The organism is Enterobacter sp. MGH85, assembly GCF_001037655.1.
Classification (GTDB): Bacteria; Pseudomonadota; Gammaproteobacteria; order Enterobacterales; family Enterobacteriaceae; genus Enterobacter; species Enterobacter intestinihominis.
Map to the genome: position 1 here is coordinate 1,391,543 of NZ_KQ089925.1, position 19,201 is coordinate 1,410,743.

At 54.0% G+C, this 19,201-nt stretch carries 20 protein-coding genes; 14 read left to right on the plus strand and 6 right to left on the minus strand.

Annotation, left to right across the window (positions count from 1 at the left end; genetic code table 11):
* Positions 1-46 precede the first annotated feature (46 nt).
* Positions 47-1,492 (plus strand): metalloprotease TldD, encoded by a 1,446-nt coding sequence (tldD, locus tag SK51_RS06560; RefSeq protein WP_006812165.1) that lies wholly within the window; start codon positions 47-49, stop codon positions 1,490-1,492.
* A gap of 112 nt (positions 1,493-1,604) precedes the next feature.
* Here the strand turns inward: tldD and aaeR are convergent, their stop codons facing one another.
* The gene (aaeR, locus tag SK51_RS06565; RefSeq protein ID WP_022649561.1) at positions 1,605-2,531 is read right to left on the minus strand and encodes an HTH-type transcriptional activator AaeR; all 927 of its coding nucleotides are present in this window, start codon (positions 2,529-2,531) and stop codon (positions 1,605-1,607) included.
* A 178-nt stretch (positions 2,532-2,709) separates the two neighbouring features.
* On the opposite strand from aaeR, the gene aaeX reads away from it, so the two are divergent.
* The 5 genes from aaeX (at position 2,710) to SK51_RS06590 (ending at position 7,685) form a co-directional block, all read left to right on the plus strand.
* The gene (gene aaeX, locus SK51_RS06570) at positions 2,710-2,913 is read left to right on the plus strand and encodes a p-hydroxybenzoic acid efflux pump operon protein AaeX (RefSeq protein WP_003860416.1); all 204 of its coding nucleotides are present in this window, start codon (positions 2,710-2,712) and stop codon (positions 2,911-2,913) included.
* Between the two features lie 7 nt (positions 2,914-2,920).
* Positions 2,921-3,853 carry a p-hydroxybenzoic acid efflux pump subunit AaeA gene (gene aaeA / locus SK51_RS06575; protein WP_023298740.1) on the plus strand — a complete coding sequence of 311 codons (933 nt, stop codon included), beginning with the start codon at positions 2,921-2,923 and terminating at the stop codon, positions 3,851-3,853.
* A gap of 5 nt (positions 3,854-3,858) precedes the next feature.
* Positions 3,859-5,826, plus strand: coding sequence for a p-hydroxybenzoic acid efflux pump subunit AaeB (aaeB, locus tag SK51_RS06580; RefSeq protein ID WP_023298739.1), 1,968 nt, complete (start codon positions 3,859-3,861; stop codon positions 5,824-5,826).
* Between the two features lie 86 nt (positions 5,827-5,912).
* Positions 5,913-7,367 (plus strand): NAD-dependent succinate-semialdehyde dehydrogenase, encoded by a 1,455-nt coding sequence (locus tag SK51_RS06585; protein WP_022649558.1) that lies wholly within the window; start codon positions 5,913-5,915, stop codon positions 7,365-7,367.
* Positions 7,368-7,412: 45 nt separating this feature from the next.
* Positions 7,413-7,685 carry a barstar family protein gene (locus tag SK51_RS06590; protein ID WP_022649557.1) on the plus strand — a complete coding sequence of 91 codons (273 nt, stop codon included), beginning with the start codon at positions 7,413-7,415 and terminating at the stop codon, positions 7,683-7,685.
* 59 nt (positions 7,686-7,744) lie between these two features.
* On the opposite strand, the gene yhcN is transcribed toward SK51_RS06590, so the two are convergent.
* Together yhcN and argR are read right to left on the minus strand one after the other, a co-directional pair.
* Positions 7,745-8,008 (minus strand): peroxide/acid stress response protein YhcN, encoded by a 264-nt coding sequence (yhcN, locus tag SK51_RS06595; protein WP_006812160.1) that lies wholly within the window; start codon positions 8,006-8,008, stop codon positions 7,745-7,747.
* Between the two features lie 378 nt (positions 8,009-8,386).
* The gene (gene argR, locus SK51_RS06600) at positions 8,387-8,857 is read right to left on the minus strand and encodes a transcriptional regulator ArgR (protein ID WP_003860428.1); all 471 of its coding nucleotides are present in this window, start codon (positions 8,855-8,857) and stop codon (positions 8,387-8,389) included.
* A 397-nt stretch (positions 8,858-9,254) separates the two neighbouring features.
* Here argR and mdh point away from each other — a divergent pair, with 397 nt between their 5' ends.
* Entirely contained in the window at positions 9,255-10,193 is a 939-nt protein-coding gene (gene mdh, locus SK51_RS06605) for a malate dehydrogenase (RefSeq protein WP_022649556.1), read from the plus strand.
* Positions 10,194-10,244: 51 nt separating this feature from the next.
* On the opposite strand, the gene degS is transcribed toward mdh, so the two are convergent.
* The 3 genes from degS to zapG form a co-directional block, all read right to left on the minus strand.
* Positions 10,245-11,312, minus strand: a complete 1,068-nt coding sequence (gene degS, locus SK51_RS06610) for an outer membrane-stress sensor serine endopeptidase DegS (RefSeq protein WP_003860430.1) — start codon at positions 11,310-11,312, stop codon at positions 10,245-10,247.
* Between the two features lie 92 nt (positions 11,313-11,404).
* Positions 11,405-12,772 (minus strand): serine endoprotease DegQ, encoded by a 1,368-nt coding sequence (degQ, locus tag SK51_RS06615; protein WP_022649555.1) that lies wholly within the window; start codon positions 12,770-12,772, stop codon positions 11,405-11,407.
* A 170-nt stretch (positions 12,773-12,942) separates the two neighbouring features.
* Positions 12,943-13,341, minus strand: coding sequence for a Z-ring associated protein ZapG (gene zapG, locus SK51_RS06620; protein WP_022649554.1), 399 nt, complete (start codon positions 13,339-13,341; stop codon positions 12,943-12,945).
* A gap of 189 nt (positions 13,342-13,530) precedes the next feature.
* Here zapG and zapE point away from each other — a divergent pair, with 189 nt between their 5' ends.
* The 7 genes from zapE to SK51_RS06655 all read left to right on the plus strand — a co-directional run bounded on the left by zapE (position 13,531) and on the right by SK51_RS06655 (position 19,150).
* The gene (zapE, locus tag SK51_RS06625; RefSeq protein WP_023307077.1) at positions 13,531-14,655 is read left to right on the plus strand and encodes a cell division protein ZapE; all 1,125 of its coding nucleotides are present in this window, start codon (positions 13,531-13,533) and stop codon (positions 14,653-14,655) included.
* A gap of 403 nt (positions 14,656-15,058) precedes the next feature.
* A complete protein-coding gene (gene rplM / locus SK51_RS06630; RefSeq protein WP_003860434.1) occupies positions 15,059-15,487 on the plus strand; it encodes a 50S ribosomal protein L13 in 429 nt (142 codons plus the stop codon).
* Positions 15,488-15,502: 15 nt separating this feature from the next.
* Positions 15,503-15,895: a 30S ribosomal protein S9 gene (gene rpsI, locus SK51_RS06635; RefSeq protein WP_003860436.1), complete on the plus strand. Its 393-nt coding sequence runs from the start codon at positions 15,503-15,505 to the stop codon at positions 15,893-15,895.
* A gap of 307 nt (positions 15,896-16,202) precedes the next feature.
* Positions 16,203-16,841, plus strand: a complete 639-nt coding sequence (gene sspA / locus SK51_RS06640; RefSeq protein ID WP_003860438.1) for a stringent starvation protein SspA — start codon at positions 16,203-16,205, stop codon at positions 16,839-16,841.
* Between the two features lie 5 nt (positions 16,842-16,846).
* On the plus strand, positions 16,847-17,344 hold the full coding sequence (gene sspB / locus SK51_RS06645; protein WP_032622090.1) for a ClpXP protease specificity-enhancing factor: 498 nt from the start codon (positions 16,847-16,849) through the stop codon (positions 17,342-17,344).
* Between the two features lie 269 nt (positions 17,345-17,613).
* Positions 17,614-18,354 carry a DUF1120 domain-containing protein gene (locus SK51_RS06650; protein ID WP_022649551.1) on the plus strand — a complete coding sequence of 247 codons (741 nt, stop codon included), beginning with the start codon at positions 17,614-17,616 and terminating at the stop codon, positions 18,352-18,354.
* 49 nt (positions 18,355-18,403) lie between these two features.
* Complete coding sequence (locus SK51_RS06655) at positions 18,404-19,150, plus strand: DUF1120 domain-containing protein (RefSeq protein WP_022649550.1); 747 nt, start codon at positions 18,404-18,406, stop codon at positions 19,148-19,150.
* Positions 19,151-19,201 lie beyond the last annotated feature (51 nt).

The window sequence follows — 19,201 nt, forward strand, 5'->3', positions numbered from 1 at the left end:
ATTGATTTTATACCGCCACTGGCGGCAACGAACGAGTAGCAATACGATGAGTCTGAACCTGGTAAGTGAACATTTGCTCGCAGCGAACGGCCTGAGCCATCAGGACCTGTTCTCCATTCTTGGTCAACTGACCGAACGCCGCCTCGACTACGGCGATCTCTATTTCCAGTCGAGCTATCACGAATCCTGGGTTTTAGAAGACAGCATCATTAAAGATGGTTCTTATAACATTGACCAGGGCGTCGGCGTGCGCGCCGTCAGCGGCGAAAAAACCGGTTTTGCTTATGCAGACCAGATAAGCCTGGCCGCGCTGGAGCAGAGCGCGCAGGCGGCGCGAACCATTGTGCGCGATACCGGCGACGGTCGTGTCAAAACCCTGGGTGAAGTGCAGCACACTGCGCTTTATACCAGCATCGATCCGTTGCAGAGCATGAGCCGTGAAGAGAAGCTGGACATCCTGCGTCGCGTGGACAAAGTGGCTCGCGCGGCGGATAAACGCGTGCAGGAAGTTTCTGCCAGCCTGAGCGGTGTTTATGAACTGATCCTGGTGGCGGCGACGGACGGTACGCTGGCCGCTGACGTGCGTCCGCTTGTGCGCCTCTCTATCAGCGTGCAGGTGGAAGACGACGGCAAGCGCGAGCGCGGTTCAAGCGGTGGCGGCGGTCGTTTTGGCTACGACTGGTTCCTCGGCGACGTTGACGGCGAAGCACGCGCGGATGCGTGGGCAAAAGAAGCCGTGCGCATGGCGCTGGTCAACCTGTCTGCCGTGGCGGCACCTGCCGGTACGCTGCCGGTGGTTCTGGGCGCAGGCTGGCCTGGCGTGTTGCTGCACGAAGCGGTCGGTCACGGCCTGGAGGGGGATTTCAACCGTCGCGGGACGTCCGTATTCAGCGGTCAGATGGGGCAGCTAGTCTCCTCCGAACTGTGTACCGTGGTGGATGATGGCACCATGCTCGACCGTCGCGGCTCGATTTCTATCGACGATGAAGGCACGCCGGGCCAGTACAACGTGCTGATCGAAAATGGCGTACTGAAAGGTTACATGCAGGACAAGCTTAACGCGCGTCTGATGGGCGTTGCGCCAACGGGTAACGGTCGTCGCGAATCCTACGCACACCTGCCGATGCCGCGCATGACCAACACCTACATGCTGCCGGGTAAATCCACGCCGCAGGAGATTATCGAATCCGTTGATTACGGGATCTTCGCGCCGAACTTTGGCGGCGGCCAGGTGGATATCACCTCCGGTAAATTTGTCTTCTCTACCTCAGAGGCGTATCTGATTGAGAAGGGCAAAGTGACCAAAGCGGTGAAGGGCGCAACCCTGATTGGCTCTGGCATTGAGGCCATGCAGCAGATTTCCATGGTGGGTAACGACCTGAAGCTGGATAACGGCGTGGGCGTTTGCGGCAAAGAGGGCCAGAGCCTGCCTGTGGGCGTCGGTCAGCCTACGCTGAAGGTTGATAACCTGACGGTGGGCGGCACGGCGTAATTTTTTCATTTTCCCCTCACCCTAACCCTCTCCCCAACGGGGAGAGGGGACTGCTCCGTGCCGTCTTTTCTCCCTCGCCCCTTTGGGGAGAGGGCCGGGGTGAGGGGGAGGCCTACTCTTTCCTTCTTCCCCGCATCCCCTGAAACAGCTCTGCCACTTCCACAAAATAGTCCGTCAGATAGTTAATACAGACCTGCACCTTCAGCGGCAGCTTGTCCTTTTCGGTATAGAGCGCGTACACCGGGCGCGGATCCGACTGGTAGCGCGGGAAGAGGATCTCCAGTTCGCCGCTGTTGATCTCGTTGATCACCCACATCAGCGGCACGTAGGCGATCCCGGCCCCGGCCACCAGCCAGCGTGAGATGGTCATCGGATCGTTGGTCACGAAGCGGCCTTCAGGCAGCAGTTTGGTGGAAAGCCCTTCTGGCGCGATCAATTCAAATTCGTTATCTGGGCGAACGCTGTATTCCAGCCACGAGTGGTTGCTAAGGTCGGCAGGTTTTTCCGGTACGCCATACTGTGCCAGATAGCTTTTCGAAGCGCAGACCACCATCGGCATGCTGCCCAGTCGACGCGAGAACAGGCTCGAGTCCTGCAATGCGCCAACGCGGATCACCACGTCTAACCCATCGGCAATCAGATCCGGTGCCGGAATACCCGTTACCAGATTAACGGTTAAACCGGGATACTCTTTCAGCATTTCCGCCGTCATGGCAGCGAGAACATTTTGTGCCATAGTTGAAGAACACCCGATACGCAGCGTGCCGATAGGCGTGTTGTTAAAGGCGTAGAGCTGCTCGTGAACATCCTGCACTTCATGCAGCATTCGACGGCAGCCCTGATAGTAAATTTTACCCGCTTCCGTCAGCCCAATGCTGCGGGTGCTGCGGTTGAGCAGCTTCACCTGGAGCTCATCTTCCAGTTTTGACACTGTCTGGCTAATGGATGAGACGCTCATTTGTAGCTGACGTGCTGCGGCGGTAAAAGAGCCTTGCTCAACCACTTTCGCAAAGACGGACATGCGTTTTAGACGTTCCATTATTCACTCTGGCTTAAAAGTGATTTAGATCACATATGATAGATAACAGCATAACAGTTACGTTAATATATTATTAATTACATGACGGCTGCGCCACTCTCGCCCGGCAATTCATGCTCTCCTGCGGCGGCGTGAGCTTAATAATCCAGTAACCTGCATCTCTTTAATCAAGGTCAACATGAGTCTGTTTCCCGTTATCGTGGTGTTCGGTCTGTCGTTCCCACCGATATTTTTCGAGCTTCTTTTATCACTGGCGATCTTCTGGCTGGTGCGCAAGGTGCTGGTCCCTACCGGGATTTATGATTTCGTCTGGCATCCTGCATTGTTTAATACCGCGCTGTATTGCTGCCTGTTCTATTTAATATCGCGCATGTTTGTCTGAGGTTGATGTGAAAACGCTAACAAGAAAAATCTCCCGCACTGCCATCACTATGGCGCTGGTCATCCTGGCGTTCATCGCTATTTTTCGCGCCTGGGTTTATTACACCGAATCCCCGTGGACGCGCGATGCGCGTTTCAGCGCGGAGGTGGTCGCGATAGCGCCCGATGTCGCCGGTCTCATTACGGCGGTCAATGTCCACGATAACCAGCTGGTGAAAAAAGATCAGGTACTGTTCACTATCGACCAGCCGCGCTATCAAAAAGCGCTGGAAGAAGCGGAAGCCGACGTAGCGTATTACAACGCGCTGGCCGCTGAAAAACGCCGTGAAGCAGGACGTCGTAACAAGCTGGGCATCCAGGCCATGTCCCGGGAAGAGATTGATCAGTCCAATAACGTGCTGCAAACCGTGCTGCATCAGCTGGCAAAAGCGCAGGCGACGCGCGATCTGGCGAAGCTCGATCTGGAACGTACCGTTATCCGCGCCCCGTCCGATGGCTGGGTAACCAACCTCAACGTCTATGCGGGTGAGTTTATCACGCGCGGCTCTACGGCCGTGGCGCTGGTGAAACAGAACTCTTTCTACGTCCTCGCCTATATGGAAGAGACCAAGCTGGAAGGCGTGCGTCCGGGCTATCGCGCCGAAATCACGCCGCTCGGCAGCAACCGGGTCCTGAAAGGAACCGTGGACAGCGTGGCCGCGGGGGTGACCAACGCCAGCAGTACCAATGATTCAAAAGGGATGGCGACCGTCGATTCTAACCTCGAGTGGGTTCGTCTGGCGCAGCGCGTACCGGTACGCATTCGTCTGGATGAGCAGCAGAGCAACCTCTGGCCCGCAGGCACCACGGCGACGGTAGTGATCACCGGTGAAAAAGACCGTGATGCCAGCCAGGATTCTATCTTCCGTCAAATCGCCCATCGCCTGCGCGAGTTTGGTTGATCGCTATGGGCATTTTTTCCATCGCCAGCCAGCACATCCGCTTCGCCGTGAAGCTGGCATGCGCCATTGTGCTGGCGCTGTTTGTTGGCTTCCATTTCCAGCTTGAAACGCCGCGCTGGGCTGTTCTGACCGCCGCGATCGTCGCCGCCGGTCCTGCCTTCGCGGCGGGTGGCGAACCTTACTCCGGGGCAATTCGCTATCGCGGGATGCTGCGTATTATCGGTACCTTTATCGGCTGTATCGCCGCCCTGACCATTATCATCCTGATGATCCGCACGCCGCTGCTGATGCTGATTGTATGCTGTATCTGGGCGGGTTTTTGCACCTGGGTCTCTTCGCTGGTGAAGGTGGAGAACTCGTACGCCTGGGGCCTGGCGGGATATACCGCGCTGATTATTATCATCACCATTCAGAGTGAACCGCTGCTTGCTCCGCAGTTCGCCGTGGAACGTTGCAGCGAGATTGTCATTGGTATCGTCTGCGCGATTGTCGCCGATCTGCTCTTCTCTCCGCGATCCATCAAGCAGGAAGTCGATCGTGAGCTGGACGCGCTGATTGTTGCCCAGTACCAGCTCATGCAGCTGTGCATTAAGCACGGCGACAGCGAAGAGGTCGACAAGGCCTGGAGCGCGCTCGTGCGCCGCACGCAGGCGCTGGAAGGGATGCGCAGTAATCTCAATATGGAGTCTTCCCGCTGGGAGCGTGCCAATCGTCGTCTGAAAGCGATCAATACCGTCTCGTTAACGCTGATCACCCAGGCGTGTGAAACCTACCTGATTCAGAACACTCGCCCCGAAGTGGTAACGGATACCTTCCGCGAACTGTTTGATGAGCCTGTGGAGACGGTGCAGGACGTGCATCGACAGCTTAAACGCATGCGTCGTGTGATTGCCTGGACGGGGGAACGGGATACGCCAGTCACCATTTATACCTGGGTTGGCGCCGCAACGCGCTACCTGCTTCTGAAACGCGGCGTGATTAGCAACACCAAAATCAGTGCGGCGGAAGAAGAGGTGTTACAGGGCGAAGTGGTGATCAAACCGGAATCCGCCGAGCGTCATCATGCGATGGTTAACTTCTGGCGTACCACCCTGGCCTGTATACTCGGCACGCTGTTCTGGCTGTGGACCGGCTGGACGTCCGGCAGCGGCGCGATGGTGATGATTGCCGTCGTTACCGCGCTGGCGATGCGTCTGCCCAACCCGCGCATGGTCGCTATTGATTTTCTGTACGGCACCATTGCGGCGTTACCCATTGGCGCGCTCTACTTCCTGGTAATCATCCCCTCAACGCAGCAAAGCATGCTTTTGCTCTGTATCAGCCTGGCGGTGATGGCGTTCTTTATCGGGATTGAGGTACAAAAACGCCGTCTGGGATCGTTAGGTGCGCTGGCGAGTACGATTAACATCCTCGTGCTGGATAACCCGATGACCTTCCATTTCAGCCAGTTCCTGGATAGCGCATTAGGCCAGCTGGTGGGCTGTTTCCTGGCGATGATGGTGATCCTGCTGGTGCGGGATAACTCTCAGGCGCGGACAGGGCGCGTGCTGCTCAATCAGTTTGTGTCGGCCGCCGTATCGTCCTTGACCACCAACACCGCGCGGCGCAAGCAGAACCACCTTCCGGCCCTTTACCAGCAACTGTTCCTGCTGTTGAATAAATTCCCGGGCGATGTCGCTCGCTTCCGTCTGGCGTTAACCATGATTATCGCGCACCAGCGTCTGCGGAACGCGCCAGTGCCGATCAACGACGATTTGTCCGCTTTCCACCGCCAGCTACGGCGAACGGCGGACCATGTGATATCGGCATCCAGTGATGACAAACGTCGCCGCTACTTTAAGCAACTGCTGGAGGAGCTGGATATCTACCAGGAGAAACTGCGAGTCTGGGAAGCCCCGCCGCAGGTTACCGAGCCGGTAGAGCGGCTGGTGTTTATGCTGCACCGCTACCAGAATGCGCTGACAGACAGCTAACGAAGAGAAAACCGACGCCAAAAGCGTCGGTTTTTTTGTGGCTATACTTATTCTTGCAGGTTCAAACATTCAGGAAGGGAGGACACATGACAACCCAGGCTCTTCAGGACAGTATTCTTTTTCAGACCGGGTATCTGGTTAACGGTATCTGGAAAACACTCGACACCACGTTTGATGTGCTAAACCCGGCCACGGGCGAGGTGGTTGCGAAAGTGGCGAAAGCAGGGAAAGCCGAAACCGAAGAGGCCATTGCGGCCGCGACGAAAGCCTTTCCCGCATGGCGCGCAAAAACGGCAAAAGAGCGTTCCGCGATCCTCTATCGCTGGTATGAACTGATTATCGAGAACAAAAGCTGGCTCGGGCGGCTGATGACCACCGAGCAGGGCAAGCCGCTGAAAGAGGCTGAGGGCGAGGTGGACTACGCTGCCAGCTTTATTCAGTGGTTTGCGGAGCAGGCCAAGCGCGCTAACGGTGAAATCATTCCTCCGGTTAAACCCGGCTCCCGTATTCTGGCCACTCGTGAACCTGTTGGGGTGGTTGCTGCTATCACGCCATGGAATTTCCCGATGGCTATGCTCACCCGTAAGCTCGGCCCGGCGCTGGCAGCAGGATGTACCGGCGTCATCAAGCCTGCAAACAACACGCCGCTGAGCGCCTTTGCGCTGCTGACGCTGGCGAAGCAGGCCGGTGTGCCGGATGGTGTGCTGAATGCGGTCGCGGGGAGCACCTCAGAAATTAGCGACGCCATTATGGCCAGCCATGACGTGCGCAAAATCTCGTTTACGGGGTCAACCGCCGTCGGGAAAACGCTGGTTCGCAATTCCGCTGAGACCATGAAAAAGGTATCGATGGAGCTGGGCGGCAATGCGCCGTATATCGTTTTCGAGGACGCGGATATTGAGGCCGCCGTCAAAGGCGCCATCGCCAATAAATTCCGTAACGCCGGGCAGGTCTGCGTCAGCGTAAACCGTTTCTATATTCAGGAGACGGTCTATGACAAGTTTGTCAATCAGCTTGCCGATGCGGTGAAGGCGCTGAAGGTGGGTAACGGTCTGGACGAGGGCGTCGTTGTCGGCCCGCTGATTGAGCCTTCGGCTGTCGAGAAAGTCCGTGAGCACGTCGAAGATGCGGTAGCGAAGGGGGCCACGGTGCTGGCTGGGGGTAAACCGCACGAACTTGGCGGCAACTTCTGGATGCCAACCGTACTCGGTGACTGCCATGAAGGCATGAAGCTGGCAGAAGAGGAGACCTTTGGTCCCGTTGCCGCCTGCTTCCGCTTCACGTCGGAAGACGAAGTGGTTATGCGCGCTAACAATACGCCTTACGGGCTGGCGGCCTACTTTTATACCCAGAATCTCTCGCGCGTGTTCCGCGTCTCACAGGCCATTGAGAGCGGCATGATCGGAATTAATGAATGTGCGGTCTCGACCGAGCTGGGTCCGTTTGGGGGCGTAAAAGAGTCCGGGCTGGGGCGCGAGGGGTCCGTGCTGGGGCTGGAGGAGTTTCTGGAAGTTAAAACCCTGCATATCGGGGGCTTATAATAGACAGGGCGGCATCTGCCGCCCGCCTGTACCGGGTGGCTGGCAATGAAAATTTATACCTTTGATTTTGACGAAATTGATAGTCAGGAAGACTTCTACCGCGAGTTTATCCGGGCGTTCGACCTGGAGCGGGGCAGCGTAAACAATCTTGATATGCTGTGGGATGTGGTTACCGGCGACAGGCTGCCGTTACCGCTGGAGATCGAATTTACCCATCTGCCTGAAAAACTGCGCAGACGCTTTGGCGCATTGATTTTATTGTTTGATGAAGCGGAGGAGGAGCTGGAAGGGCAACTGCGTTTCAACGTGCGCCAGTGATAAAAAAGCCCCTGACCGGGAGGTCAGGGGCAAGTCGTATGATGAGATACGACGAGGGTTTATTTGTACAGTTCTGCGGTAGCGTGCCAGTGGTCGCCACTGCGCGCTTCGATGATGCGATAAGATGACGCACCCTGTTCTTCCGCTTTTTTGTTCAGCATTTCGTGCATGTCCATCGGAGAAGTACCGATGGCACCAACAGAAACGGTCCCGATAGCCTGACGGGATTGTGCCTGTTCGGCGTTAATAGTGTCGGCTGCAAACGCACCGAATGACAGGACTGACAGTACGCTCAGGGCAGCTACAGTGGTTTTAATTTTCATGATTATTTACCTCGTCAATTATTTTACTGGGGTCTTTGTTCTGTGACCCTCATCACAAAATCAAGTATACACTAATCACGGAAAAAATTAATACCAGGCTAATGGTTTCGCCTGTTATTACGTGTTAAAAACATCATTTTTTATAACGGGAATGAATAAAAAAGGGCGTTACTCTGCAGGTGTTATGATTTTTTATTATGTAAATCAATTGGATAGGCGGCTTTGATTTTTAGTGCGATTTTACGGCAGATCATTCACTGAATGAATGTTAACAGGCGGTAAAAAGCACTATTTGCAAAAGCAGCAGGCAGAGAAAAGCAGGGTAAAACGAGGCGGTAGCAGAATGATCCCCGCAGCCAGGCGCTACGGGGCAGAAGATTACAGCTCCTGTTCGAACAGGACCAGAATCGCTTCGTAGAGGTCTTTCACCGAGAAACCATTTGCCGGGGTCGTAAAAATGGTGTCATCACCGGCGATGGTCCCGAGGATCCCCTCTGCTTTACCCAGCGAGTCCAGCAGGCGGGCAATCAGCTGGGCTGCACCCGGGCTGGTGTGGATCACGACCACGGCATCGTTATAGTCAATGTCCAGAACCAGGTTTTTCAGCGGGCTGGAGGTCGTTGGCACGCCAAGTTCAGCAGGCAGGCAATAAACCATCTCCATTTTGGCGTTGCGCGTACGCACTGCACCAAACTTGGTTAACATGCGGGAGACCTTCGACTGGTTGATGTTGTCGAAGCCTTGCTCCTGCAACGCCTGAACAATTTCTCCCTGAGAACTGAATTTCTCTTCTTTGAGTAGCGCTTTAAACGCTTTCACTAATTCTTCTTGCTTAGACGAGCTTCGCATAAGTCACCCGGAATATGACGATAGAAACAACATTATTATGCATGTGGATGAATTTTTATGCAAATTATCTACCTGGCACCAGGCTGAAATAATGTTATGAAAGGGAGAGATTTTATCAGATTTCGTTATCAGAAAACATGCCTGGGTCACGCCGCGCAAATAAGCTTAAAAGTAAATTAAATGTTATCAAAATGATGTTGTTTTGGTGGCGTGGCAGGGTGTATTGTAACCCCCTCTTAATTCGTTGTTGCCCACAGCCTGATAGCATTCGGGTGAAGGTCAAAGACGTGCGACCTCAAATTCTTTAGCGATGAAAATTGTAATTAATGACGTGCTGAATTATGGTCGCCGCAACGGAGTTACAGATACTTAAGTTAACCATAATAAGGAGTTTAGGATGAAAGTCGCAGTCCTCGGCGCTGCTGGTGGTATCGGCCAGGCGCTTGCCCTACTACTGAAAACCCAACTGCCTTCAGGCTCAGAACTCTCCCTGTACGATATTGCTCCGGTAACCCCAGGTGTGGCGGTTGACCTGAGCCACATCCCGACAGCTGTGAAAATCAAAGGCTTCTCCGGTGAAGATGCGCGTCCTGCGTTGCAGAATGCCGATGTGGTGCTGATCTCCGCGGGTGTTGCGCGTAAACCGGGTATGGATCGTTCAGACCTGTTCAACGTCAACGCGGGCATCGTGAAAAACCTGGTTCAGCAGATCGCTGAAACCTGCCCGAAAGCGTGCATCGGTATCATCACCAACCCGGTGAACACCACCGTTGCCATCGCAGCAGAAGTGCTGAAGAAAGCGGGCGTTTACGACAAGAACAAACTGTTCGGCGTAACTACGCTGGATATCATCCGTTCCAATACCTTCGTGGCTGAGCTGAAAGGCAAGCAGCCAACGGAAGTGGAAGTGCCGGTTATCGGCGGACACTCTGGCGTGACCATCCTGCCTCTGCTGTCGCAGATCCCGGGCGTGAGCTTCACCGAGCAGGAAGTGGCTGACCTGACCAAACGTATTCAGAATGCAGGCACCGAAGTGGTGGAAGCGAAGGCGGGTGGCGGTTCTGCAACCCTGTCTATGGGCCAGGCGGCGGCGCGTTTCGGCCTGTCTCTGGTTCGCGCGCTGCAGGGCGAGAAAAACGTGGTTGAATGCGCTTACGTAGAAGGCGACGGTGAACACGCGCGCTTCTTCTCTCAGCCGCTGCTGCTGGGTAAAAACGGCGTTGAAGAGCGTAAGTCTATCGGCACGCTAAGCGCGTTTGAGCAAAACGCGATGGAAGGCATGCTGGATACGCTGAAGAAAGACATCACGCTGGGCGAAGAGTTCGTTAACAAGTGATCTTGTCCCGGTAAAATAAACGGAGCGCTAAGCTCCGTTTTTTTATGCCCGTCAGTTAGTGGCCGGGTATTCCTGGATGGTGACCTGAATCGTGAGCTTCTTGTCATTACGCATGACTTCTACGGGGATGATAGAGCCCGGTCGAATTTCCGCCACCTGGTCCATCGTTTCAAGCGCAGAGACCGCCGGCGTGCCGTTGACGGAAAGAATAACGTCGTTCACCTGGATACCTGCATTGGCCGCCGGGCCGCCAGGTGCCACTTCGTTGACCACAATCCCCTGGATCTGATCGATACCACCGCCCTGCGTATGCATCGGCGCGATTTCACGCCCGCCAATACCGATGTAGCCACGGATCACGCGGCCATCGCGGATCAGCTTGTCCATGATCTTGGTCGCCAGCTGGAACGGAATGGCAAAGCCAATCCCTTCCGGTGTTTCGCCATCGTTGCTCTTGTCGAAGGAGAGGGTATTAATGCCCATCAGTTCGCCCAGAGAGTTCACCAGCGCACCGCCGGAGTTACCGTGGTTGATCGAGGCATCGGTTTGCAGGAAGTTCTGCCGCCCTGACGGGTTCAGTCCAATTCGACCTGTCGCGCTGATGATCCCCTGAGTGATGGTCTGGCCCAGGTTGTACGGGTTACCGATCGCCAGCACCACATCGCCGATGTGCGGCGTTCGTTTGCGATTAATCGGGATAGTCGGCAGACCGCCCGTGGCGTTGATCTTCAGCACCGCCAGATCGGTCAGGCTGTCCGACCCCACCAGCAGGGCTTCAAACACGCGGCCATCCTGCAAGGCGACGATAATCTGGTCGGCATCGTTGATCACGTGTTTATTGGTGATGATGTAACCCCGGTCATCCATGATCACACCGGAACCGAGCGTGCGGATCTCCAGCTGGTTATGAGCGGAACTGTTAAGCCCGCGGTTATAGACGTTAACCACGGCGGGGGCGGCACGGCGTACCGCCTGATTGTACGTTGCAGGCGTTTCATCCGTGCTGTCGAACTGAGGAGCCGACAGTTTGTTGAACTGGCGTAAAGATGGCATAGCCACCAGCAGCAGACCGGCAACGATCAAACCAATGACAATTGAACGAAAGAGCTTTAAAAGCATGATGCGTGTGTCGTTAAAAAAGGAACGGTTTGCAGCATAACATGAGTTATCCGGACATCACACGCAGCGGCGATGCCCGGAGTCGCAAATGGTTAACGCAGTAAAATGTAGAGGGTGTCGTTGCCACGGATAATTTGCAGGGCAATGACCGCCGGTTTACTCTCCAGCACCTTACGCATTTCGGCAATAGACTGCACGCGAGTGCGGTTCACGCCCACGATCACGTCGTCCTGATGTAAACCTGCCTGCGCGGCTGGACTGCTTTTCTCAACGGCAGTGACAGAAATGCCTTTCGTGCCGTCTTTAAGCTGACCGTCGCTCAGCGTTGCGCCCTGTAGCGCCGGGGAGATCTGTTCTGCACTGGCGGAAGAGGAGGTGCTCTTGTCCAGTGTCACTTCCACGGTCAGCGGTTTGCCCTCGCGGATCAGGCCCAGCTTCACTTTAGCGCCAGGCTCAGTGGTGGCAATACGCGAACGTAATTCAGCGAAGCTGCTCAGCGGTTTATCGTTCAGGCTGACAATAACGTCACCGGATTTCACGCCCGCTTTCGCAGAGCCTGAGTTGGGCAGCACTTCGCTGACAAACGCCCCGCGCTGGACGTTGAGCTTAAAGGCTTTGGCGATATCGGCGCTCATCTCCATGCCTTTAATGCCCAGCAGCCCGCGCTTAACCTCGCCAAACTGTATCAGCTGTTGAGACAGGGTTTTAGCCATGTTACTCGGAATGGCAAAACCAATCCCGATGCTACCGCCGCCTGGTGCGAGGATAGCGGTATTAATGCCGATCAGTTCGCCGTTCAGGTTAAGCAGCGCACCGCCGGAGTTGCCCCGGTTGATGGAGGCATCGGTCTGGATGAAATTTTCCAGCCCTTCGAGATTCAGGCCGCTGCGCCCCAGGGCAGAGACAATCCCGGAGGTGGCGGTCTGCCCTAAACCGAACGGATTACCGACCGCGACGGCAAAATCACCCACGCGCAGCTTATCGGAATCGGCGATGGCGATCTGGGTCAGGTTGCTGGGGTTTTGCACCTGTAGCAGGGCGATATCACTCTGATCGTCACCGCCGATCAGTTTGGCGTCAAACTCCCGGCCATCGTTCAGCTGAACGCTGATTTTATCAGCCTGGCTGATCACGTGGTTATTGGTCAGGATATAGCCTTTGGCCGCGTCGATAATCACGCCCGAACCAAGGCCTTCAAACGGCTGAGCCTGCTGATCCGGCGCCTCTTCGCCAAAATATTTCTTCAGCTCTTCGGGAATACGCTGGCTTTGGCGTGCCGTCCCTTCCACCTGAACGCTGACTACCGCAGGCAGGACTTTTTCAAGCATCGGCGCAAGGCTGGGAATGGCTTCTTGTCCTGGCACCTGCGAAGGTAGTGCCGCACTGGCGGGGAAGGACGCCGAGAGAGATAACCCGACACTTAACGCTAAGGCGCTCAACAGCTGGTTTTTTTTCTTCATCGATGCTGACTCTCGTATCCTGGAATGAAAAAGAACGGCCCCAAAAACATCTTGATGTTATTGAATTTTCAACCGCTGAACAATGAGGTGTTTGACTAAATAATAGCTGGGGACGGGAAGAAAGGACGGGCGCATAAGGTGCGCCCGTAAAATTTATTCAGGTTGTGCGATTAATCGCGTTTTACGCCACCGCGCAGCAGGCCGGACGCGCCGTCTGAATAGTCGCGTGGCATCTGAACCGGTGCCTGATCGTTACCGGCCTCAGAGTCCGCCAGACGATTGCGGAAGGGGTTGCTCTCCGCGGTCATTTCCGGCAGCAGGCTGCTGGAGCTTTTCGCCATGTGCTGGTAGAGCTGGCGATAATCTGTCGCCATGTTGTCCAGCAGCTCAGCGCTACGGGCAAAGTGGCTGACCAGCTCTTCGCGGTATTCTTCCAGTTCGGCTTTGTTCTTTTCCAGTTCGTATTGCAGTGACTGCTGCTGACGCAATTTGCGGTTACCGAAACGCATGGCCACAGCACCAATGATGATGCCGACGACTAAACCGATTAGCGCATATTCCCAGGTCATGAACTTCTCCCGTTGTCTTGTTGTTCCGTAGGGTGTTGGCTCGGCTCCTGCCTGTGCCTGATTATGCCACTATAACCGCTATTTCCGCAGAAGTGGAATCCTGACGTATCATCGCGTAGTGTAGAACGGCCTTTTTTTCATCAGCCACGACCGCTGATGAGGTTTAACTAAAGGAATAACAATAACATCATGCAAAACCTGTCCCCATCATCGCGTTACCAACTCGCCCTGAGTGAGGGCACACACCAGCCGGATGATGTCCAGCGTGAAGCGGTAAACCGCCTGGACACGATTTACCAGGAGCTTCTGGCGAAACCCGCCGATGCGGTGCAGAGCAGTGGGCTGAAGGCGGCATTCGGCCGTTTACTGGGCAAAAAAGAGCCCACGGTAAACGCACCGGTTCGTGGCTTATATATGTGGGGCGGCGTTGGGCGGGGTAAGACCTGGCTGATGGACATGTTCTACCAGAGCCTGCCCGGCACGCGTAAGCAGCGTCTGCACTTTCACCGTTTTATGCTCCGGGTCCATGAAGAGCTGACGGCGCTCCAGGGCGAAACCGACCCGCTGGAAATCGTGGCGGACCGCTTCAAGGCGGAAACGGACGTTCTCTGCTTCGACGAATTCTTTGTTTCCGATATTACGGACGCGATGCTGCTGGGGGGGCTGATGAAAGCGCTGTTTGCGCGTGGGATCACCCTGGTGGCGACCTCAAATATCCCGCCGGATGAGCTTTATCGCAACGGTCTCCAGCGGGCGCGTTTCCTGCCAGCCATAGATGCCATTAAGCAGCACTGCGACATCATGAATGTCGACGCTGGCGTCGACTATCGTTTGCGCACGCTGACGCAGGCGCACCTGTGGCTTTCACCGCTGAACGCCGACACAGCCAGCGAGATGGATAAACTCTGGCTGGCGCTGGCAGGGTCGCCGCGGGATAACGCACCAGCGCTAGAGATTAATCATCGTCCGTTGCCGACGCTTGGCGTAGAGAACCAGACGCTGGCCGTCTCGTTTGCAACGCTCTGCGTGGACGCCCGCAGCCAGCATGACTACATTGCGCTTTCGCGACTGTTCCATACCGTTATGTTATGGGATGTGCCCGTCATGACCCCTCTCATGGAGAGCGAAGCGCGCCGCTTCATCGCGCTGGTGGACGAGTTTTATGAGCGCCACGTCAAGCTGGTAGTCAGTGCCGAGGTGCCTTTATATGAGATCTATCAGGGCGAGCGCCTGAAGTTTGAGTTCCAGCGCTGCCTGTCGCGCCTGCAAGAGATGCAGAGCGAAGAGTACCTCAAGCGTGAGCATATGCCATAAATGCTACCCTCTCCCCGTGGGAGAGGGGCTGTGGGTGAGGGCACCAAGCCTTAACAAACGCTACCCTCTCCCTGTGGGAGAGGGGCTGGGGGTGAGGGCACCAGACCTTAACAAACGCTACCCTCTCCCTGTGGGAGAGGGGCTGGGGGTGAGGGCACCAGACCGCACAGTACGTAGCCCCGAAAAACCCATCCCAAATCACATTTAAGGGTCGATCTTTGACCTCAACTTCTCTATAATCTTGCGACCCCACGTTACGAGAAGGTTTTTTTCCCGAAACTTTCTATGTGTCGGCATGTGCTATTCGAAGGGGTAGGTTTGCCGGACTTTGTCGTGTGAACCTCAACTGACTAAACGTTTGGGTGTTCACCAACGTGTAACTTATTATTTGGGTAAGCTTTTAATGAAAACTTTTACAGCTAAACCAGAAACCGTACAGCGCGACTGGTATGTTGTTGACGCGACCGGTAAAACTCTGGGCCGTCTGGCTACTGAACTGGCTCGTCGCCTGCGCGGTAAGCATAAAGCGGAATATACTCCGCACGTTGATACCGGTGATTACATCATCGTTCTGAACGCTGACAAAGTTGCTGTTACCGGCAACAAGCGTACTGACAAAATGTACTACCACCACACCGGCCACATCGGTGGTATCAAAGAAGCGACCTTTGAAGAGATGATTGCCCGCCGTCCTGAGCGTGTGATTGAAATCGCGGTTAAAGGCATGCTGCCAAAAGGCCCGCTGGGTCGTGCTATGTTCCGTAAACTGAAAGTTTACGCAGGCAACGAGCACAACCACGCGGCACAGCAACCGCAAGTTCTTGACATCTAATCGGGATTATAGGCAATGGCTGAAAATCAATACTACGGCACTGGTCGCCGCAAAAGTTCCGCAGCTCGCGTTTTCATTAAACCGGGCAGTGGTAAAATCGTAATTAACCAGCGTTCTCTGGAACAATACTTCGGTCGCGAAACTGCCCGCATGGTAGTTCGCCAGCCGCTGGAACTGGTTGATATGGTAGAAAAACTGGATCTGTACATCACCGTTAAAGGTGGTGGTATCTCCGGTCAGGCAGGTGCGATCCGTCACGGTATCACCCGCGCGCTGATGGAGTACGACGAATCCCTGCGTTCTGAACTGCGTAAAGCTGGCTTCGTTACTCGTGACGCTCGTCAGGTTGAACGTAAGAAAGTGGGTCTGCGTAAAGCACGTCGTCGTCCACAGTTCTCCAAACGTTAATCTATTCTGCTTACGCAGAACGATTGGCGAAAAACCCGCTTCGGCGGGTTTTTTTATGGATAATGCGCAGGTTATCCACAGTAACATTTCATATATCTTCTCTTTTTCCACATTTCCGGCATCCCCTCACCACAAAGCCATCAAAATCTGGTAAACTATCATCCAATTTTATGCCCAAATATCGGTGAATACTCGATTTTTGTTCGATTCTTGAACAATGTGTTTTCTCTGGGATGGGCGATACATCATCTGGCTGGCCCCGTTGGGCTGGTAGCAGTAAAAATTCTGAATATACCTGGAGGTTTTCATGGCTGTCGCTGCCAACAAACGTTCGGTAATGACGCTGTTTTCTGGTCCTACTGACATTTATAGCCATCAGGTTCGTATCGTGCTGGCCGAGAAGGGTGTCAGTTTTGAGATCGAGCATGTGGAAAAGGATAACCCGCCTCAGGATCTGATCGATCTCAACCCGAGCCAAAGCGTACCGACGCTGGTGGATCGTGAGCTGACCCTGTGGGAATCCCGTATCATTATGGAATACCTGGATGAGCGTTTCCCGCATCCGCCGCTGATGCCTGTTTACCCTGTTGCGCGTGGTGAAAGCCGCCTGTACATGCAGCGTATCGAGAAAGACTGGTACTCGCTGATGAACGTTATCGTTAACGGTTCCTCTTCAGAAGCGGATGCTGCGCGTAAACAGCTGCGTGAAGAGCTGCTGGCGATTGCGCCGGTATTTGGTCAAAAACCTTTCTTCCTGAGCGATGAGTTCAGCCTGGTAGATTGCTACCTGGCACCGCTGCTGTGGCGCCTGCCAACCCTGGGCGTAGAATTCAGCGGTCCTGGCGCGAAAGAGCTGAAAGGCTACATGACTCGCGTATTCGAACGCGACTCTTTCCTGGCATCCTTAACTGAACCGGAGCGCGAAATGCGTCTCGGCCGAGGCTAATGACTGTGGAAATGTCACAACTTTCACCACGCCGTCCGTATCTGCTGCGCGCCTTCTATGAATGGCTGCTGGATAACCAGCTCACGCCGCACCTGGTTGTGGATGTGACGTTGCCGGGCGTGCAGGTTCCAATGGAATACGCACGCGACGGACAGATTGTACTGAATATTGCGCCACGTGCAGTGGGTAACCTGGAACTGGCGAACGACGAAGTGCGCTTTAATGCGCGTTTCGGCGGCGTGCCGCGTCAGGTTTCCGTTCCGCTGGCTGCGGTTCTGGCTATCTACGCCCGTGAAAACGGTGCAGGTACCATGTTCGAACCGGAAGCGGCTTATGATGAAGAGGTCGCCAGCCTGAACGATGATGGGACATCCGATGAACGTGAAAGCGACACGGTAATGTCTGTGATTGATGGCGATAAACCCGATCATCACGACGACAATGACCCTGATGACGATCCGCCTCCGCGCGGTGGTCGTCCGGCACTCCGTGTCGTCAAATAAACTTCATAAAGCACAATATTTTTTCCGAACCTGCACAGCTGTGCAGGTTTTTTTATTTTCTGCATAAAATTACTCTCTAAAAAACTTGTGTCTTTGCAAAAGATATCGGTCTATTAATTGGCATGGGATTAATCTTGTTGGGTTATTTTCTGTAGGACAGTTAAATTTATCTTCAATAATGTTTTATTTTAATTTGATTGTATCCGATATCACCCTGTGAAAATATATATGTGCGTTAACAAAAACGGATTTTCTTTTAAGGACAAATTATGAATATCACTTTTAAAAAATTATTTTCATCTGCTGCTATTTGTGCAGCCCTCGCCATGTCAAATGCACACGCTGCTAATGATGTGACGTTGAAAGTTATTGGTAATATCGTTCCTGGTTCCTGCGTACCCTCACTGCCAAACGGTGGAGTGGTAGATTATGGCACAATGCCAGCTTCTACCATCAATCCAACTGGCACGGCGAATACACTGGTTCAGTTGGGGGCTAAAAGTATTACTCTCACTATTACCTGTGACAGCGATACCAGCGTTGGGGTGACTTCTACGGATAACCGCCATGATACTCGTGTGGGCCTGGGGAGCGCCGCTTATATTGAAAATGGTTTTTTCGATAATGTAAATGCTAACGCTTCAGGAAACGCCTATGGCTTGGGTAAAACGAGTGCGGGTGTGAATATTGGCTCCTATGTCATTGCAGCAGATCCCGTTAATACAACAACAGATGGTGTTGTCGCTGATCTCATTGCAGCCACAGGTACCGATACATCAAATTATACCTGGGTAAAATCCAGTACGGGTGCTTTTGCACCAGTTAACAGTGGCACAGGCCAGACACGTGTCTTTACGGCTGCTGCATCGGGAACCACCACACCAAAAGCTTTTAAAGTTATGAATATGCCGTTACGCATTACGACTGCGCTTCAGGACAACACTGTATTGGGTACAGGCGATACTATCACGCTTGACGGTAATGCCACGCTGAGCCTTGTTTATCTTTGATATTCGTTATTGCTAAATGCTGTAGAAAATAAATCGGGAAATGAAAATAATGGAATTTAAAAAAGTACTCTCGGCAGCAACCGTCGCCGTAGCCTTCGGTTTATCCGCTTTTGCTGCTCAGGCCGCTAACGATGTTACGCTGAAAGTTGTCGGTACGATTAACCCGGCTGCATGTACGCCGACCCTGCCTGATGGCGGCGTTGTAGATTATGGAACGGTACTGAACCAAAATATTGCACCGACCGGTGCGACAAACAAGCTGGTACAATTGGGGCAGAAAAGCATCACGCTAAATATCAGTTGCGAAAGCAACATGAGCGTTGCTTTTACCTCCACCGATAACCGCCTGGACAGTCGCGTTAACCTGTCTTCAACCGCGTTTATCGCAGGTAGCGGTACGGATAAATCAGACTTCAGCAACACCGCTGGTGCCTTTGGTCTGGGTAAAACCACCGCTGGCGTGAGCATTGGTGCTTACACCGTTGCCATCAATACTGAAGCGGTCACAGCGGATGGCGCGAATGTTGACACCCTGGTAACAGGGAGCATCACTGAAGGCCAGCGTTCCTGGGAGAAAGTTGCGCCAGGCCTGGGTTACCTCTGCTCGCTTAATGGCTGCACGGGCTACCAAAAAGCGAATACCGTAGCAACAGCCGGTACCACGCAGCCAAAAGCCTTCAAACAGCTTAGCGTGCCGTTGCTGGTTACCTCTGCAGTGCAGGATAACTCGGTATTAGGTACGACTGACGTAATTACGCTGGACGGTAACGCAACCATTAGTCTGGTATATCTCTAATAATTTAACGCTTAATTAACGTGGCAATGGTTAGAGTATTTAAAAGCCATT

What these genes read in the sequence shown, in the direction of transcription:
- tldD (WP_006812165.1), top strand. Translation starts at nt 47, where the DNA reads ATGAGTCTGAACCTGGTAAGTGAACATTTGCTCGCAGCGAACGGCCTG.
- aaeR (WP_022649561.1), bottom strand. Translation starts at nt 2,531, where the DNA reads ATGGAACGTCTAAAACGCATGTCCGTCTTTGCGAAAGTGGTTGAGCAA.
- aaeX (WP_003860416.1), top strand. Translation starts at nt 2,710, where the DNA reads ATGAGTCTGTTTCCCGTTATCGTGGTGTTCGGTCTGTCGTTCCCACCG.
- aaeB (WP_023298739.1), top strand. Translation starts at nt 3,859, where the DNA reads ATGGGCATTTTTTCCATCGCCAGCCAGCACATCCGCTTCGCCGTGAAG.
- SK51_RS06585 (WP_022649558.1), top strand. Translation starts at nt 5,913, where the DNA reads ATGACAACCCAGGCTCTTCAGGACAGTATTCTTTTTCAGACCGGGTAT.
- SK51_RS06590 (WP_022649557.1), top strand. Translation starts at nt 7,413, where the DNA reads ATGAAAATTTATACCTTTGATTTTGACGAAATTGATAGTCAGGAAGAC.
- yhcN (WP_006812160.1), bottom strand. Translation starts at nt 8,008, where the DNA reads ATGAAAATTAAAACCACTGTAGCTGCCCTGAGCGTACTGTCAGTCCTG.
- argR (WP_003860428.1), bottom strand. Translation starts at nt 8,857, where the DNA reads ATGCGAAGCTCGTCTAAGCAAGAAGAATTAGTGAAAGCGTTTAAAGCG.
- mdh (WP_022649556.1), top strand. Translation starts at nt 9,255, where the DNA reads ATGAAAGTCGCAGTCCTCGGCGCTGCTGGTGGTATCGGCCAGGCGCTT.
- degS (WP_003860430.1), bottom strand. Translation starts at nt 11,312, where the DNA reads ATGCTTTTAAAGCTCTTTCGTTCAATTGTCATTGGTTTGATCGTTGCC.
- degQ (WP_022649555.1), bottom strand. Translation starts at nt 12,772, where the DNA reads ATGAAGAAAAAAAACCAGCTGTTGAGCGCCTTAGCGTTAAGTGTCGGG.
- zapG (WP_022649554.1), bottom strand. Translation starts at nt 13,341, where the DNA reads ATGACCTGGGAATATGCGCTAATCGGTTTAGTCGTCGGCATCATCATT.
- zapE (WP_023307077.1), top strand. Translation starts at nt 13,531, where the DNA reads ATGCAAAACCTGTCCCCATCATCGCGTTACCAACTCGCCCTGAGTGAG.
- rplM (WP_003860434.1), top strand. Translation starts at nt 15,059, where the DNA reads ATGAAAACTTTTACAGCTAAACCAGAAACCGTACAGCGCGACTGGTAT.
- rpsI (WP_003860436.1), top strand. Translation starts at nt 15,503, where the DNA reads ATGGCTGAAAATCAATACTACGGCACTGGTCGCCGCAAAAGTTCCGCA.
- sspA (WP_003860438.1), top strand. Translation starts at nt 16,203, where the DNA reads ATGGCTGTCGCTGCCAACAAACGTTCGGTAATGACGCTGTTTTCTGGT.
- SK51_RS06650 (WP_022649551.1), top strand. Translation starts at nt 17,614, where the DNA reads ATGAATATCACTTTTAAAAAATTATTTTCATCTGCTGCTATTTGTGCA.
- SK51_RS06655 (WP_022649550.1), top strand. Translation starts at nt 18,404, where the DNA reads ATGGAATTTAAAAAAGTACTCTCGGCAGCAACCGTCGCCGTAGCCTTC.